A 16,699-nucleotide genomic window follows, 5' to 3' on the forward strand; every position below is an offset into this window, starting at 1 on the left:
GATTATCAGTTTTGGCCAAAAAACAAAAAAGCCCTGCTATTTGCAAGGCTTCCTCTCTTTTGAATCAGATATGGCTCATAAGCAATTATACGCGACGTTTGCTCATAATCATCTCATATAAGAAGAGCAATATGATGGCACCGATCACTGAGAATATCAGACCGGTAAAGCCGCCATCAGCGTTGATACCGACAATACTAGCAATAAAGCCACCAAGCATCGCACCAACGATACCCAATACAATCGTCATAATCCAGCCCATAGGGTCACTGCCAGGCTTAATAGCACGAGCTAGTAGACCAGCAACCAAACCTACGATAATCATCCAAATAAAGCTCATTTCATTCTCCAAATTTACTGTCATTTATAATGGTTTAGTCATTTAATCATGTACTAATTTTTATAACTTCATTGTATGCATTGCATAGAAGTAAAGGTAAGCACGAAATGTTACCAGTGTATGAGCTATGTGAGAAAAAGCAGGGATTTGCTAATATGGAGAGAGGATAGGTAAATGAAAGGTTACAAAGGTAGCAAAGTCGCAAATAAAGTCGCAAATAAAGTCGTGATTAATGTCTTGATGGATATAGTCAAAATATCCTAAAAACCCTATGGTAATGCTGATATTAATTTTCACTGACTATAGCCTTTTTAAATAGCAATCGACTGCGAAAATTTGGAAATAAAAAGCGTCGCTCATTGATATAGTCAGTCCTAGATAAAAGAGATACCACTATTACCACGCGCTACTGAGATAAATTTTCCTTGCTTGCTGTGCCTTCGCAGACAGAGGCGGCGCAAAAATTATCCCAGTAGCACTGTATCTACTTTATAGTGGATCGACTTTAACAAGGCGACGCTATTATTTAAAAATGTTTGGCTTTTATTTGACTAAATTATCGGCTATTTGCTACGTAAGGTCGTCAATAAACGCTGATGAATCCCTTCAAATCCGCCATTAGACATAATGACAATCGCATCACCTGCTTGTGCATGGATGCTGATATGTTCAATAATCGCATCGACACTAGAGAGGACTTGTTGGTTGTCGATATTAGAGTTGGTAGCATTGGCATTATCAATGACTTCTCTTAAACCCCATTCTAGACCAGTAGGCTCATACCATAAAGTGTCGTCAGCGAGGGCGGCAGACTCGGCTAAGCTGTCTTGGTGAATACCCATTTTCATGGTGTTACTACGAGGTTCAATGATTGCCCAAATGCGTCGGTTACTTAGCTTCTTTTTGGCACCATCTAATGTCGTGCTAATGGCAGTGGGATGATGAGCAAAATCATCAAACACTAAAATATCATTGATATCACCGATTAGCTCCATGCGGCGCTTTATGCCAGCAAAAGCAGATAACGCTGCGCAAGCAGTAGAAACGCTGACCCCAACGTCATAGGCTGCCGCTACCGCCACCAAGGCGTTATTCACATTGTGCATACCGCTCATCGACCAATCTACGATGGCTGTTTCATTATCACCAGCAGTGAAAGTTACTTTAAACTGACCACCGTCTTTACGAATAAGCTCCGCTTGCCAATCGCTGCTATCTTTTGGAACGCTATCTTCTGTATCAGCCTTAGCTACCGCAGAATCGATGACACTGGTACGCCAAATAGGGGTCCAAACGCCTTTCGCTAACGTATCTTCTAAGCTTGCGGTCGCGGCTGGCATGATGATCCTACCAGTACTTGGAATCATGCGTACCATGTGATGAAACTGAGTCTGAATAGCATTGAGATCAGCGAAAATATCCGCGTGATCGAATTCAAGATTGTTTAAGATAGCGGTACGCGGGCGGTAATGAACGAACTTTGAACGTTTATCAAAAAATGCAGAGTCGTATTCATCCGCCTCAATAACAAAATAACCGGTTTTTGAGCGCTCGCTGCTGTTTTTTTCTGCGCCCAAGCTGTTTACTTCTACACCCAAATAGCTGCTATGGGCAAATACTTGCTGCAAATGCTCATCAGTAGTATCCACCAAGGGTACGCCGCCGATCAAAAACCCAGTATCGATGCCAGCGTAATGCAGTATCCAAGCGAGCATCGTGGTCGTCGTCGTTTTACCGTGTGTACCGGCAACGGCTATTACATGGCGCGATTGCAGCACTTGTTCAGATAAAAACTGCGGTCCTGAGGTATAGCGAAGACCCGTATCCAGCATATATTCGATGACATCCATGCCACGTTTCATCGCATTACCAACGACGACCAAATCTGGCGCTGGCTGCAAATGTTCTATCAGATAGCCCGCTTGGATAGTGACGCCCGCCTCCTCAAGTTGGGTGGACATAGGAGGATAAACATTGGCATCTGAACCTGTGACGGTATGCCCAAGCGCCCGCGCCAGTAGCGCCAGCGAACCCATAAAAGTACCACAAATACCAAGAATATGAATGTGCATAGACGTTCCGTACAAATTTAAATGAAAGGAATAAATGGTGGAGCTACCATAAGGTCAGCGGCGTTCAATGGCTGCTGGTTATATAGTCAATCCACTATAAAATATATATAGCAATACAGGCGTAAATTTTACGTAGCCTCTGTCTGCGCAGGCACAGCAAGCAAGGAACATATACGCCTGTATTGCTATATTTGTCTCTCTTTTACTGAGGACTGACGATATCTGCGTGACTCATAGCCGTTCATTGTAAAGTAAACGTCATTAGATGACCAATAAAAAACGCCTATCAAGTAGGCGCTATTTAGCATCTTTATTTGGATTATCGAACATTATTAAATATGTAATGTTATTGAGTCATTATCATTAAATGATCAGTATTCACAATATTTTTCGATGGTTTATCATAGAATCAGTTTGGTAACATTTATTGTTATTTATATGATGACTAGTTATTTATATGCTGACTAGTTGCGCGCTTTCTTATTTGCATGTTTTATTATTGACGCGACAAAACATAGTCGTTATTAAGATTTTTTTCCTCATCTATCAAAATAAGATGATTGTCTTGAATATGATACGTCTCAATATTTTTGTCTGTGTAGACAATCGTAATCGTATTATTGTCTTGACGATAAACGCCCGACTCACGTAGCGGTGCCTGAGGTTTTTTAGGGTTATGATAAATACTGGTTTTTGAGACTGAGCCATCAGCAAATAAGTTTAAAGTGACATTGGTACAGTCACAAAAATCACATGGCACCATGCCACCATAATCGCCCATTAATGTGGCTTGTAACGTGCTGCTACCCTCAGGCCCTGAACTTAGCATCGCTGGCTTCATATCATTGTCTGATTGAGCGGCTGCAATTAGTGATTGCCCTCCGGCTTCTTTATCCAAATTATCACTATCTGACTGCTGCTGACTGTTGTTTTGCGCACTTTTTGAGGTATTTTGCCCGTCAGAATCGCCTGCATCACTAGCAGGTGCGAATTGAGTCGTCACGCCTTGGTCATCATTGGAGGAGGCACTGTCACAACCGATGAGCAGCACACACAGTGGCAATAGTAGTAGAGAGCGACCAAAGCGCCTAACCATAGGAAATACGGTAGAGCAAACAGGCGCAAAATATATCATGATCACTCCAAAAACGGTTTATCAAACAGTGTTTCTAAAGATTGCCTATGCTATCGGCAACTTAATACGGTTGTCAAAAATGAAAGACAATAGGAAGTATGGTTATTTTAAAAACAAAAGAGTGTAAACCTAATAATATTATTTAGGTTTTAGCACCAAGAATACATTATCTGTAACGTGTCTTTTTTTAAATAAAAATGACAGATATCTACACATATTGTTCGATTAAGAAATACAATCAATCGTGTCAAGATATCAAAAGTTAAAATTATTTCTGTGGACTTTTTGTTATGACGATCATTTCTAAAAGTTAATGGAGGCCAGTTAAGTCAGCATAAACGTGACTGTTAAAGACTATTGGAGGGGTTCTAATATGGCATATTTCTAAACAGACATTAAACCATTTTCTAGAAAGGCATAAATAGCAGAGTATTTATGCCTTTTTAGATGAGAAATTATAATGGAGTGTAATAAAGATTTGAAAATTTTACTAAGCAAGACGATTATGCACGGTAGGTCGCACGATACGCAATAATATCAATGCATGCACCACCAATAGTACGCTAGATAAAATCAGAGCCTGCTCAGCAATACTCATTCCCATAAATGTCCAATCGACAACGGCACATTCACCAGAACCTGTAAACACCTCTTTGAAAACTTGCAAAATGGGCAAGGTATCTAACCAATAGTCCAAACCAGGACCACATGACGGTACTTGATCGGCAGGCAAATGCTGTATCCAAACTTGGCGAGCCGCTACCACAGCTGCCCAGCCAATACCTGCTAAGCTACCAAGCCACAATATCAATCTCATCGCCTTGGATTTGGGATTGAACAGCGCTGCTGTCAAAGCGAAGCCACCCATTGTAATTAAACCAACACGTTGAAAAATACAAAGCGGGCAAGGAGTAAGGCCCAAATAGCGCTGCAAAAAAAACAACGCAAAACTCATACCTATCACTGCCATTATTACTAAAAATACTTGTAGATTGCGGTAAGTCGTCAGCTGTAGCATCGGTTGGTTACTCTTGTAAAGTTAGTGACCTATAAACATAAGATAGTCCATAAGGCTTAGCGATATTGCTGCAAAAATTCCATGAAGTCTTCTGTTTCGGCTGTTTCAATCTCAGCTTGTTGTAGTATTGATTTTTCTGCCAGTACTTCATACTTGGCTTGGGTATTTGGACTAAGCGTTTGCTGTAACAAAGACGCACGATGCTGCTCGGCTAACGTAAAACCAAGCTGCCATAAGCTGCCCAAACGCTTACTGTCAGAGTTGACTTGTGCTGAAATCGTCGATTCAGGATGTCCTGCTTTGCCTTGCATTAACGCAACTGCCGCACGATAGTCATTGCCGCCATAATGCGCGTCAAGTAATGCTGCAAGCGGTCGCATACGCTCTAAATGCATGAGCATCCAGCTCTCAAGTAATTTTTCTTCCCCATTGTCTAAGATATGCAAGCCGTCGCGGCGACCTTCGTTTACCACACGCTCAAGATTGATGGCCAGCATTTCTTCTTCTTCAGGTAGCAAATCAGGTGAGTCGCTTAGCAGGCAGTACAGTGCCATAACTTCCAAGAAACAGGCACTAGAGAGGCGGATACCAACATCACTATAAGGGTCGAGATCAATCGCACGAAACTCAACGTAGGCGATACCACGGCGCTCAAGCGCTTCCGTTGGCGTCTCGCCACTCATCGCGATTTGTTTTGGGCGAATAGGGCTATAGTATTCATTTTCTATTTGTAGAATATGATTATTGATCTGAATAGGGTTACCATCGGCGTCATCTAAGCCAAGCTTTGTAAAGCTTTCATGCGGCGTTTGAATCGCACGGCGCAGACCATCGACATACTCTGGCAAATAATTATAGCGAATATCAAGATGCTCTTGTACGCTATTGGTATAACCAAGCTTGCCCATACGTAGGCTGGTTGCGGTAGGCTTGTAGTAAGTTGAGTCATTTAGCAGCTCTAAATCATGCTCACGACCTGCTATGAAACAAGGACAAACGCTTGGACTGGCACCAAGTAAATAAAGGATGAGGCTGGTCAAACGTTTAAAATTACGGATAAGCGCCAGATACTTTTCGTTTTTAAATTCTGTCGGCGTTTGGCTCTGTGATGCTGGTGTTTGTGCTTGCCACGCTTCAAACAATCCATCACCAAAAGATAAATTGTAGTGTAAACCCGCAATGGTCTGCATGCGGCGGCCATAACGAATACCAAGCCCACTACGATATAAGGTTTTTAGTTTGCCAGTATTAGAGCTGCCATAATCAGCCAAAGGAATATCTTCATCCTTAGACGACAACATACAAGGCATAGATAGCGGCCACATCAGCTCACCCTCAGGTATCCCTTGATACACTAATACGTGCAACTGACGCAGCATATTGAGGGTTTCTTTTGGCGAGGTTTTTGGATCAGTAATCAGCTCAAGCAAACTTTCTGAATAATCCGTGGTAATAAAAGGATGGGTAAGTTTTGACCCAAGCTTGGTTGGATGCGGTGTTTGCGCCAAGTAACCATCAGGCTTTACGCGCAGGCCTTCCTTTTCGATACCACGTAGCATACCCGTTAAGAGTTTGGTGTCAAACCAGTTAGGGATTTCAAAATTGACAAAGCTACTCGTAAAATTACTCATAATAGTCATCTATTGTTATTTATTATGGTGGCTCAAAACACGATTGGCGTTTGACCATAAAAGAGGTAGATATTGGATTTAGAATTCCGTCAGTTTAGCTCAAAGCTGCCTTGAAAACCACGAACAATTACAAATACGATAAGCTTAACAAGGGTTCAACTGCCTAGACTTCTGCGGATATTTAGATTAAAAATTTTGTAAATAGTGCTTTATGATTGCTCTATAAAATAAAAAGCATCTACCTATTAGATAGATGCTCTGAACGCGCTACATAAAGCCAAAGATCATAGCATCAGCTAACTATTAAAGGATTAGGCTAAAAAAGCACCGCTCCACTTATTAAATAGAGAAATAAGTTAAATAGAGAAAGAAGAGCCACAACCGCAAGTAGTCGTGGCATTTGGGTTGGTCACGATAAAGCGCGCGCCTTCCAATCCTTCCGTATAATCTACGGTAGAGCCTTGCAAGTATTGATAGCTTAGCGAATCTACGACCAGCGTCACATCGCCATTATCAAAGTTGGCATCATCTTCATTTAAGTCATTGGCAAAGTTAAAGCCATAAGAAAAACCTGAACAGCCGCCGCCAGTCACGTATACGCGTAGCATAAGGTCACTGTCACCTTCTTCTTCACGTAAGCGGCGCACCTTTTGTGCTGCACTGTCAGTGAGGCTTAAGATCGTTGGGTCTACTGGTTGGCTTGAGCTTGGGTTAAATTGGTTGGCTGATTCGTTCATATCTACCTCAGTGGCTAGGATCAAAAGCGGTCGTCATCCTGTTTGGGTTTGCAACGAATAGGTTGCAAATAAAGATACGCACGGCGTTTGATTCGATTGGGTGCTGTCATTATGGCAATGCTGTCAGGACATTATAAATATGATATGAAAGCCATCACAACGGTTTCGTTGATTAAGGACACATATCTTGTAGCAGTATATCATAATGGGGATGGCGATTCGTTTGTCAAGCGTGTGATGACCAACCAAGTTTAGCGTGCTGAATTTGGCTTTTATTGTGCTGATAAATGCCTATAACGCTGAGCATTTTTTACCCCAATAAATACTTAGTTTTGAAATAGTTATTTAATCGTTTGCCTATGGGTCAAGCGTTTGAAATAATAGCCGCCAATTAACACGCCCTATGTGTGTTTTTCTTATTGCCTTATACTTTATATTACTGTTGAGATGAAGAAATTATATGATCGAATTTAAAGACGTTGGTGTTCGCCGTGATGGTCGTGAATTGTTTGCAGGTGCAAGCTTCCAGCTCCATCCGGGCCACAAAGTTGGCTTAACGGGCAATAACGGCACGGGCAAATCTACCTTGTTTGCCTTACTATTGACTCGAATGGGAACAGGCGATACCGAGGTCACGCTTGATAAAGGTGAAGTCAGTATTCCTGATAGCTGGCATGTGGCGCATATGGCACAGGAAGTCGGCGCTACGACACAGACGGCGATTGATTATGTTCTCAGCGGGGATGAGCAGTGGTATGAGATCAATGCTTCTTTGAATGATTTGAGTAGCGTGAGCGACGAGCAGATTGGCGTATTGCATCAGCAGTTCGATGAGATTGATGGCTACCGTACGCCCACCAAAGCGGCACAAATTATGGCAGGTCTTGGTTTTAAGACCAGTCAGCATGAGCTGCCAGTAGAAGGGTTTTCGGGTGGTTGGCGCATGCGTTTGAATCTTGCCAAAACGTTGATGAGCCGCGCTGATTTAATGTTACTCGATGAGCCAACCAACCATTTGGATTTGGATGCTATCTTGTGGCTTGAGACTTGGATCAATGCTTTTACTGGTTTGGTCATCGTCATCTCGCATGACCAAGCATTCTTAGATGCAACCGTTGGTCATATCTTGCATGTCGAACAACAAAAAATCACCCTTTATACGGGTAATTATCAGCAGTTTATTCGCACCCGTCATGAGCGCATGGCGCAGCAGCAGCAAGCGTTTGAAAAACAAGAAGCGACTAAGGCACATTTGGACGACTTTATTCGCCGTTTCCGTGCCAAAGCCAGTAAGGCCAAACAAGCCCAAAGCCGCATCAAGCAGCTTGAGCGTATGGCTGAGCTGTCACCAATGATGGCGGACAATCCTTTTTCTTTCCGCTTTTACGAGCCAGCAAATATGAGCTCACCGCTGATTGAGCTGACAAAAGCAGATATTGGCTATAGCGATACCCCGCTTTTATATAATGCCAATGTGCAAGTGACCCCTGATACACGTCTTGGTTTACTGGGCATGAATGGCGCAGGTAAATCAACGCTGATCAAAGCCTTGGTTGGTGAGCTTGGGGTGTTATCAGGGACGTACCGAGTTTCTGATACCATTAAACTGGGTTACTTCAACCAGCATCAAATGGACGTACTGGATGCTGCTGCGACGCCCTTACAAATGATGCGCCGCTTGGCTGGAAAAACCTCAGATGCCGAGCTGCGTTCATTCTTGGGCAGTTTTGACTTTCGCGGTGATCGAATTGATACGCCCAGTGAGTTGTTTTCTGGTGGCGAACGCGCGCGTTTGACCTTGGCCTTGATTGTTTGGCAACGTCCAAACGTTTTGGTGCTCGATGAGCCAACCAACCATTTAGACTTACAGATGCGCCAAGCATTGACCATCGCCTTGCAAGGATTTCAAGGGGCGGTGGTATTGGTTTCGCATGATCGCGAGCTGATTGCCAATGTCTGTGACGAGCTGTTTTTGGTGCATGATGGTCAAATCGATGAGTTTGATGGTGACATTAGCGACTATGGTAAGTGGCTGGCAGAAAAGCGCAAACAAGAGAATTCGACAGATAAAAGTAGCAGTAAGAAAAAGAACAAAAAAGAGAGTAAGAAGTTTGTTTCACGTGAAACAACGGACACTCATGCGAGCAACCAAGCGTCTACTGCATCATCGAAAAAAAACACCACTGAGTCTACTCTGAGCAAAGAAGATCAGCGTAAACAGGCAGCAGAACAACGCAAATTAACGGCACCTGTTCGCCGTGACATCGAGAATACAGAAAAAACCTTGGCTAAGATTGCGGAGAAACTGACCGCACTTGAAGAAAAGCTTGCTAATACGAGTCTATACGAAGAAAGTCGTAAATCTGACTTGATGGTCCTACTGAATGAGCAGACAGCATTACAGCAGCAGCATAGCGAGAATGAAGAAGGGTTATTGCAATCGATGACGACGTTAGAAGAAATGGAAGCAAAAATTGGATAGGGAAAACTCAATCAGGTCTTGAGTGTTTATTAATGTCGCAATGGCTTATTTTATCTACCTTAAATGACAAAAGGGAGGGCTTATGCCCTCCCTTTTTATTATATTATTTTCTCCGGTATTTACCATCACCGTAAGAGAGTACATTCATCGTAGTCGTGCAAAGCTCACAGCTTATTTTACTCGCAGCAGCTTTCGATAGATCCAGAATTCGACCGCCAATATAGGGGCCTCTATCCGTAATTTTTACGATTACGCTTTCATTGGTCTTGTTATTGGTCACTTTCACCCTCGAACCAAACGGCAGGGTTTTATGAGCAGCGGTCATGGCATTCATATTAAAAATACTGCCACTTGCTGTGCGCTTACCATGGAACTTACTACCGTAATAACTGGTATTTGCAGCAAAAACGGTGGTACTTAATAGCAGTGATAACGCGACAACCAAAGACTTGATAAAATAAGACATTTAATACCTGTTGACGATTAATGAAATAGACAGATACGCTTGCCTATGCTATCCATATTCCCTATGAGTATGAATAATCGAGATATTTTACAATAAAGAGCTTGTCGAATTCTTACAGACGTGTAAAAAACTCTCGCGTTCAAATAACTCTTTTATGAATTTAGGATTATAAAGATGGCGTATTTATGAGCTCAGAGTTCGGCCGTTCGGCGCGCTCCCCACATCATCAACTCATTATTTCTCCATTTTTGTGCTTAAATGATTCAGTAAAAATTATCAAAACCTATCTATTTTTATTAATTTAAAGAGTTTAGCAATCTCATTTTTCAACGTATAAGACAAGTTCAGACTACTAATTCTAGGTAATAAATGAGAAATATTGATTTATATTTACAATATAGAAATATTTTTATAAATTTAGTTACAAAATTGTTGCATTAGGAAAGCTTTAAGATTACTATCCTTCTCCGAACAAATATTAACTAATGGAGTCACATATGAAGAAAGTTATTGCGGTGGCATTACTGGCTATTCTGACATCAGGATGCGCGACGCAAAACTATTTGGTTTCGTCACAAGTTGCGCCAAGTACTACTATTGAAGCCGATGCAAGCAAAATGCAGACGTTTTTTGTGAGTGGATTGGGTCAAGAGCAAGAAATCGATGCTGCCCAAGTGTGTGAAGGCAAAGACAACGTTGCCAGTATTCAAACTAAAAGCAACTTTGTAAACGTTGTATTGGGCCTTGTTTCATATGGCATTTATACTCCTCGTCAAATAAGTGTTTATTGCAAATAAAGGGCTAATATTATGAAAAAACTAATAACAGCAGCATTGATAGGTTCGGTATTATTAGCATCAGGTTGTGCCACGCAGACGGCTCTTATTCAGCCAACTCAACAAGTCACTCCAACGTATTCTAAATCACAGACTTTCTTCATATCAGGTATTGGACAGACGCAGTCTGTTAATGCAGCTGAAGTTTGTGGCGGCGCGGCAAATGTCGCTAAAGTACAAACCATCCAAGCCCCTACAGACGTGGCCTTAAGTGTGGTTACTTTTGGCATTTATACGCCTCGTACCGCCAAAGTTTTCTGTAAATAATAAAGTACTTTATACCTTAAAGGTATTAAAACTATTTGACCAAAAAGAGTAAACAGCGACTGTTTGCTCTTTTTTTGTGCCTGTATTAAAAGCACGACCCATTTATTAGCATCCGCCCCAAGATATGACGGTAATATTTATATCACTGTATTGGTTTTTTTATTGCTATCATGATGAGTAGCGTATAGTCATCACTGGTTAAGTCGCGGACCATCATGTCTCCATACCATATCGTTTAGAATTGGCAAACCGATATCACTAATATGTTTTTATTTTGAGGAAAAATACCATGGCAGAGAAAAACTACTATGACATTTTAGGGGTTAAAAAAGACGCCTCAGACGCTGATATCAAAAAGAAATACCGTAAGCTCGTTCGTCAGTATCACCCTGATGTTAGCGATCATCCAGACGCGGATAATAAGATTGCCGAAATTAACAACGCTTATGAGACCATCAGAGATAAAGACAAGCGTGCTGAATATGATGCCCTATTAAATAATCCGTTTGCAGGACAAAGTGGTGCGGGTGGTTTTGGTGGACAGGCTGGCGCCGGACAAAGCGGTTTTCGCTGGGAAGATATGAAAGATCAGTTCGGTGATGGTGAGGCATTTGGTGAAGGTGGTTTCCGTTTCGATGATATTTTTTCAGCGTTTGGTCGCGGTGCCCGAGGATCAACCAATGGGCAAGCAGGTGGACAATCACAGCGTGGCGGCTTTGATCAATTTGGTGGTGGTTTTGGCACGCAAGACAGCAAAGGTCAAGATCAACATGCAGAGATTACGGTTGATTTGGCCTCAGTCTATAATGGCGATGACTATAGTATTAAACTAAATGTGCCAGTTCGTCAGATTAATGGCGGCGTAGAATATGACAACAAAACACTTAAAATTAAAATTCCTAAAGGTATCACTGACGGTAAACAAATACGCTTGACTGGACAAGGTGCGGCGGGCAGTGGCGGTGGTAAAAACGGCGATTTATTCTTAAAGGTAAAAATCAGCCACGCCAATAACATCCGTATCGAAGGTGCTGATGTTTATCAAACGGTGAATATAGCACCATGGGAAGCGGCACTGGGTGAAAAAATTAATCTGAGTACGCCAGCAGGTACGCTTGGTGTGACTATTCCTAAAAACAGTAAATCTGGTAGCAACTTACGCTTAAAAGGTAAGGGAATCCCTGCCAAGCAAGCGGGTGATTTGTATTTAACCTTGAACATTGTTAACCCTGATATCAGTACCGAGGCGGCTACCCAAGCATATGAGCAGCTCAAACAAGCTTTTGCTGATACTAATATTGATCGTTAATGGCTATCCTTACTTAATCACCGCAATAGCTATTAAGCACAGCCAGAAACCACTGTAATAGAGATGAAGACCATACGATAACGATGAAATAAAGCGCAAACGAGGATAATAGTTATGAAACACTCGCCAGAATTTACCGACATTATCATGAGCTTAGATGAGCTAGTATCTACCTGTGGCCAAGAGCGTCAATGGGTCATCGAATTAATTGAAGAAAATATTATTGAATACGATGTACCAGAGCGTGAGCAGTTCACTGGCTATCAGCTGACGACCGTGCGCCGTGCTTCACGACTCAGTCGCGACTTTGATGCCAGCGTCCCAGCGATTGGTTTGATACTTGAGTTATTAGATGAGCTCGAACAGTTACGCCAACTTAAACGCCAGCTCGACCAAAAAACACCAGTGATTGAAGTAGATATTCACAGTTTGTAATGTAGTCAGTGAAAAGTAGTATCGATACATCACGCACTGCTGAAATCAATTTTCTTGCTGGCTGTTGTGTCTGCGCAGACAGAGGCGGCAAAAATTGATTTCAGCATTACTGTAGTGCTTTTAAGAGTTTTTGACTATAGCCAAATAATGACAGAGGACAGACAATAAAAAAGAGCCAAGTGGCTCTTTTTTATGTTGATAAATGACCAAAAATAACTGATCTACGTTGATACTTAAGCGAGTGTATTCGCCTTTAGGTCGTAGCGTTTCGATTCTTAGCTCGAAACAAACCCATTTTTTTTAGCTGACCACACTATTGACAGCCCTAATAATGCAAGCGCAAGTACTGCCCACGGAAATGATACCGCTCCAATGCGGTGCAATAGTATCGCACCTGCCACCCCACCACCGGCTATCGCTAGGTTAAATATGGTCACAAACATAGACTGTGCAACATCAGTGTTATCGCCGGCGGCTCCTGCAAGCGCCGTTTGTAGCAGTATTGGTGCACCGCCAAAGGTAAGTCCCCATATGGCTATGCCCACTAGAACGATAGCTGTGGAACCACCAGAGAAACCCAATACTAACGCGGCTATCGCAAACGCACTCAGACTTATCAAAGCCATTAATCGTAGCCAGTTGTCTACTAACAGCCCCGTCAGCCAAATTCCTACTATGGCAGCAATGCCGAACAACAGTAATACAGCATCCACTCGCTGTGCCAGCCCGACCGATGCCAAAAAGGGCTCGATGTAAGTATAAAGAAGGTTGTGAGCAGTTATCCAAACGAATAAGGTTAGCAATACGGGGCGAATACCTGGTATCAAAAAAATGTGCCGGAGTGACAGGCGCTGTTTTTCGGACTGACCGCTAAAGTCCGGTACCGCCAGACGCACCCAGATTAACAATAGCAATGTTAACGCTGATATGATCCAAAATACCCCGCGCCAGTCAAATAATAGACCTAACCATGTGCCTAAAGGGACGCCAACGGCCAGCGCAATCGGCTGACCCACGCCCGTTATTGCTAATGCGCGTCCCCGCATATTGTCTGCCACCATGCGCAAGGTATAGCCGGGTAGTAATCCCCATATCACGCCAGCTGCCATTCCTGCCGCAAAGCGTGCCACTATAATGATTTCGTAGCTGCTCGACAAGGCGGTAATAACATTGAACACCAATAGGCTACCGACTGCCAATAAGAATAATCGGCGGCGATTCCAACTACGAGTGGAAGCAATAATTGGGATAACGGCTAATACAGCGCCTAGCGCATAAAAAGTGATCAACTGGCCTGCTAGCGCTTTAGAAACGCCTAAGGCCTCGCTAATTTGTGGTAGCAAACCAGCTGGCATGGTTTCGGTCATGATAGCGAGGAAGCCTGCTAATGTGAATGCCAGCAGCTGCCAAATAGGTAGACTTGAGGTATTAAGCTCAGATTTTTTAGATTCGTCGATGTTCATATTAATTTCTTTTAATAATAGGTAAAACCCCTGTCCATAAATGGCTAGGGTATTCTTGTATTTTGAGTATTTATCGATAGATGCGGTTAAGCACCAAAACTGATGGTGAAAAAGTTAAGGCTACAAAGGTGACTGTGAAATAGATCGAGTGGTGCAACTAGGCTCTGTCATCAATTAGCACACTTAATCATTTAGTGGTCTTAAAATGGCTAAATTTTGCCAAACATCGTCAAATAATTGGTTAATATCTCGATATTATCTGCGTTATTTTCCTTGTTTGACGGCAATTTATCTCATTCTAAGCCTCACAATCTAAATGATGACACGCCCTAGATTCTAAAAGAGATGTGCAGTATAACTGTGTTTTTAAAGCATGCTTATGATGCTATGTACCGTTTTGTTAAGCTCAAAATTTTTAATGAAACCGCAATTTACACCAGTGCTATCTGATTATTGATGTATCGATTTAACTTTTCACTGACTATATTATCAAATGGTCATTGACTCAATCATATTTCAAGAATAGACGGGCAAATTTTGGACACATAAAAAGGGCAACGATTGCCCTTTTTGTTTATGAAGTTTTTTTAACCATTAACGCGAATACTTGGGATCCGCTGCTGCCGTGAATAACACATCCGTCGATGAGTTCAGAGCAGTTTCTGCTGAGTCTTGAATCACACCGATGATAAAGCCAATTGCGACCACTTGCATGGCGATGTCGTTTGGAATATTAAACAGACTAGCGGCAAGAGGGATTAGCAGCAATGAACCGCCAGCAACACCAGAGGCACCGCACGCACTAATTGTTGCAACCAGACTCAATAACAGTGCTGACGCAAAGGTCACTTCGATACCAAGCGTATGTGCTGCGGCAAGCGTCAACACGTTAATAGTGATTGCCGCGCCCGCCATATTAATCGTCGCACCCAGTGGAATCGTTACCGAATATGTGTCTTCATGTAGACCCAGTTTGCGAGCAAGGTTCATGTTGACGGGAATGTTGGCTGCCGAACTACGGGTAAAAAATGCCGTAATCCCTGATTCACGCAAACATCTGAATACCAATGGATAAGGGTTTTTGCCTGTTTTGACAAGGACAATGATAGGATTGGCGACTAAAGCGATAAACAGCATACAACCGATCAGTACCATCAAAATCCGCGCATAACCAGCTAAAGACGCAAAGCCTGTCTCAGCCACCGTATTGGCGACCAACCCCAAGATACCGAAAGGCGCTAAGGCAATAACCCATTTCACTACTTGTGAGATCGCATCAGAAAAGTCACTGACCACCGTACGCGCCGTGTCGCTGGCCTGACGCAGGGCAAAACCGATGATGATTGCCCACGCCAAAATACCAATATAGTTGGCTTCAGCGATTGCATTGACAGGGTTTGCGACCAGATTCATCAGTAAGTTGGTCAACACTTCTTTTAGGCCTGCTGGTGGTACTTGCTCAATCGTAGCGTTTACTAGCACCAACTCGGTTGGGAACAAAGAGCTTGCCATGACTGCGGTGAGTGCGGCCAAAAAAGTGCCGAACATATACATAATCAGCACTGGTTTGACATAAACTTCATTGCCACTGCGGTGTTGACTAATGGCTGCCATGACCAAAACAAAGACCAATACTGGGGCAACTGCTTTTAAGGCACCCACAAATAGCGTCCCTAATAAACCCAATGCAATACCGATGCTTGGTGCGAGCCAACCAATCAACACGCCCAATATTAAACCGATAATAATTAGTGGCACCAGTCCTATACGCTGATACATCGCAATCAATGAACGCATCTATACACCTTCGACTTAGTTAGTAAATGACATTTGTAATGAAAACAAAAAAACAATCGAAGGATAGTAGCATTTTTTAGGATGAGCGCCTACCTTTAAACCACCTCTATATGGGCTCATAGGGCGAAGAGAAATGCGCAATATTAAAAAAAACAAGATTAGGAAGGTTAGCAGGTTTTTTATCGCTAGAAATCAAGAATGTTTATGGATTAGACGTTAAAGTGGGTTAACTCATAGCCCAATTGTTGATAGCTTTTATACTTATGACGACCTTGTTGCACGCTGTTAGAGTCAGGTTTGATTGGCTCAAGAATCCGAGTAGGTTGTGCGTTATTGGTCGCTGCCATAAAGTGAGTAACAGGATGTGAGGTAGTATTAATAACAATACCTTTAAAATCGGCTGGCATATAACTGCCGAGCAAGACAGGTGCCGCCACTTCATTATTAATAGGATGAGTGGCAACGTCAGTGCCAGCGCCCAAAAGGCGTTGATGCGGTATAAAGCTGACGGCCTCTTGTGCCCATAGTGCCTCATCAAACGTCGACAGCAATGCCTCATCTTCAATGAGAATCAGCACTGACTGTGTGCTTTTGTTGAGCGCCGTTTGGGTCAGCTGACAAATAAAGCCCAAGAAATCTTGGGCTTTACTTTCGCTTAAAACATAAAAGCTAATATTCATAAATTGATATTCATAAATGGGTTTTTTATCA

15 protein-coding genes are annotated in these 16,699 nt (G+C 42.6%); 5 read left to right on the forward strand and 10 right to left on the reverse strand.

Annotated features, from left to right (window positions below):
* Positions 1-85: 85 nt before the first annotated feature.
* From JMX48_RS08345 to erpA, 6 genes are all read right to left on the reverse strand, one after another.
* The gene (locus tag JMX48_RS08345; RefSeq protein ID WP_201536584.1) at positions 86-340 is read right to left on the reverse strand and encodes a GlsB/YeaQ/YmgE family stress response membrane protein; all 255 of its coding nucleotides are present in this window, start codon (positions 338-340) and stop codon (positions 86-88) included.
* A 563-nt stretch (positions 341-903) separates the two neighbouring features.
* Positions 904-2,412, reverse strand: coding sequence for a UDP-N-acetylmuramate:L-alanyl-gamma-D-glutamyl-meso-diaminopimelate ligase (mpl, locus tag JMX48_RS08350; protein ID WP_201536587.1), 1,509 nt, complete (start codon positions 2,410-2,412; stop codon positions 904-906).
* Between the two features lie 496 nt (positions 2,413-2,908).
* Positions 2,909-3,547 carry a copper resistance protein NlpE N-terminal domain-containing protein gene (locus JMX48_RS08355; RefSeq protein ID WP_201536590.1) on the reverse strand — a complete coding sequence of 213 codons (639 nt, stop codon included), beginning with the start codon at positions 3,545-3,547 and terminating at the stop codon, positions 2,909-2,911.
* 490 nt (positions 3,548-4,037) lie between these two features.
* Positions 4,038-4,565 (reverse strand): disulfide bond formation protein B, encoded by a 528-nt coding sequence (locus tag JMX48_RS08360; protein WP_201536593.1) that lies wholly within the window; start codon positions 4,563-4,565, stop codon positions 4,038-4,040.
* 56 nt (positions 4,566-4,621) lie between these two features.
* The gene (gene gshA, locus JMX48_RS08365) at positions 4,622-6,196 is read right to left on the reverse strand and encodes a glutamate--cysteine ligase (protein ID WP_201536596.1); all 1,575 of its coding nucleotides are present in this window, start codon (positions 6,194-6,196) and stop codon (positions 4,622-4,624) included.
* Between the two features lie 356 nt (positions 6,197-6,552).
* Complete coding sequence (erpA, locus tag JMX48_RS08370; RefSeq protein WP_227687955.1) at positions 6,553-6,933, reverse strand: iron-sulfur cluster insertion protein ErpA; 381 nt, start codon at positions 6,931-6,933, stop codon at positions 6,553-6,555.
* 460 nt (positions 6,934-7,393) lie between these two features.
* On the opposite strand from erpA, the gene JMX48_RS08375 reads away from it, so the two are divergent.
* Positions 7,394-9,415, forward strand: coding sequence for an ABC-F family ATP-binding cassette domain-containing protein (locus JMX48_RS08375; protein ID WP_201536599.1), 2,022 nt, complete (start codon positions 7,394-7,396; stop codon positions 9,413-9,415).
* Positions 9,416-9,518: 103 nt separating this feature from the next.
* On the opposite strand, the gene JMX48_RS08380 is transcribed toward JMX48_RS08375, so the two are convergent.
* Positions 9,519-9,881 carry a septal ring lytic transglycosylase RlpA family protein gene (locus JMX48_RS08380; protein WP_201536601.1) on the reverse strand — a complete coding sequence of 121 codons (363 nt, stop codon included), beginning with the start codon at positions 9,879-9,881 and terminating at the stop codon, positions 9,519-9,521.
* Positions 9,882-10,378: 497 nt separating this feature from the next.
* On the opposite strand from JMX48_RS08380, the gene JMX48_RS08385 reads away from it, so the two are divergent.
* From JMX48_RS08385 to JMX48_RS08400, 4 genes are all read left to right on the forward strand, one after another.
* Positions 10,379-10,678, forward strand: coding sequence for a Bor family protein (locus JMX48_RS08385; RefSeq protein WP_201536603.1), 300 nt, complete (start codon positions 10,379-10,381; stop codon positions 10,676-10,678).
* Between the two features lie 12 nt (positions 10,679-10,690).
* Positions 10,691-10,984 (forward strand): Bor family protein, encoded by a 294-nt coding sequence (locus JMX48_RS08390; RefSeq protein WP_201536605.1) that lies wholly within the window; start codon positions 10,691-10,693, stop codon positions 10,982-10,984.
* 289 nt (positions 10,985-11,273) lie between these two features.
* Entirely contained in the window at positions 11,274-12,293 is a 1,020-nt protein-coding gene (locus JMX48_RS08395) for a DnaJ C-terminal domain-containing protein (RefSeq protein WP_201536607.1), read from the forward strand.
* Positions 12,294-12,407: 114 nt separating this feature from the next.
* Entirely contained in the window at positions 12,408-12,728 is a 321-nt protein-coding gene (locus tag JMX48_RS08400) for a chaperone modulator CbpM (RefSeq protein WP_201536610.1), read from the forward strand.
* 275 nt (positions 12,729-13,003) lie between these two features.
* Here the strand turns inward: JMX48_RS08400 and JMX48_RS08405 are convergent, their stop codons facing one another.
* The 3 genes from JMX48_RS08405 to JMX48_RS08415 all read right to left on the reverse strand — a co-directional run bounded on the left by JMX48_RS08405 (position 13,004) and on the right by JMX48_RS08415 (position 16,668).
* A complete protein-coding gene (locus JMX48_RS08405; RefSeq protein ID WP_201536612.1) occupies positions 13,004-14,191 on the reverse strand; it encodes an MFS transporter in 1,188 nt (395 codons plus the stop codon).
* Positions 14,192-14,785: 594 nt separating this feature from the next.
* Positions 14,786-15,988, reverse strand: a complete 1,203-nt coding sequence (gene sstT / locus JMX48_RS08410) for a serine/threonine transporter SstT (RefSeq protein WP_201536614.1) — start codon at positions 15,986-15,988, stop codon at positions 14,786-14,788.
* Between the two features lie 209 nt (positions 15,989-16,197).
* Positions 16,198-16,668 (reverse strand): DNA polymerase III subunit chi, encoded by a 471-nt coding sequence (locus tag JMX48_RS08415; RefSeq protein WP_201536617.1) that lies wholly within the window; start codon positions 16,666-16,668, stop codon positions 16,198-16,200.
* Positions 16,669-16,699 lie beyond the last annotated feature (31 nt).

Origin of the sequence: Psychrobacter immobilis (genome assembly GCF_904846225.1) — a bacterium.
Classification (GTDB): domain Bacteria; phylum Pseudomonadota; class Gammaproteobacteria; order Pseudomonadales; family Moraxellaceae; genus Psychrobacter; species Psychrobacter immobilis_F.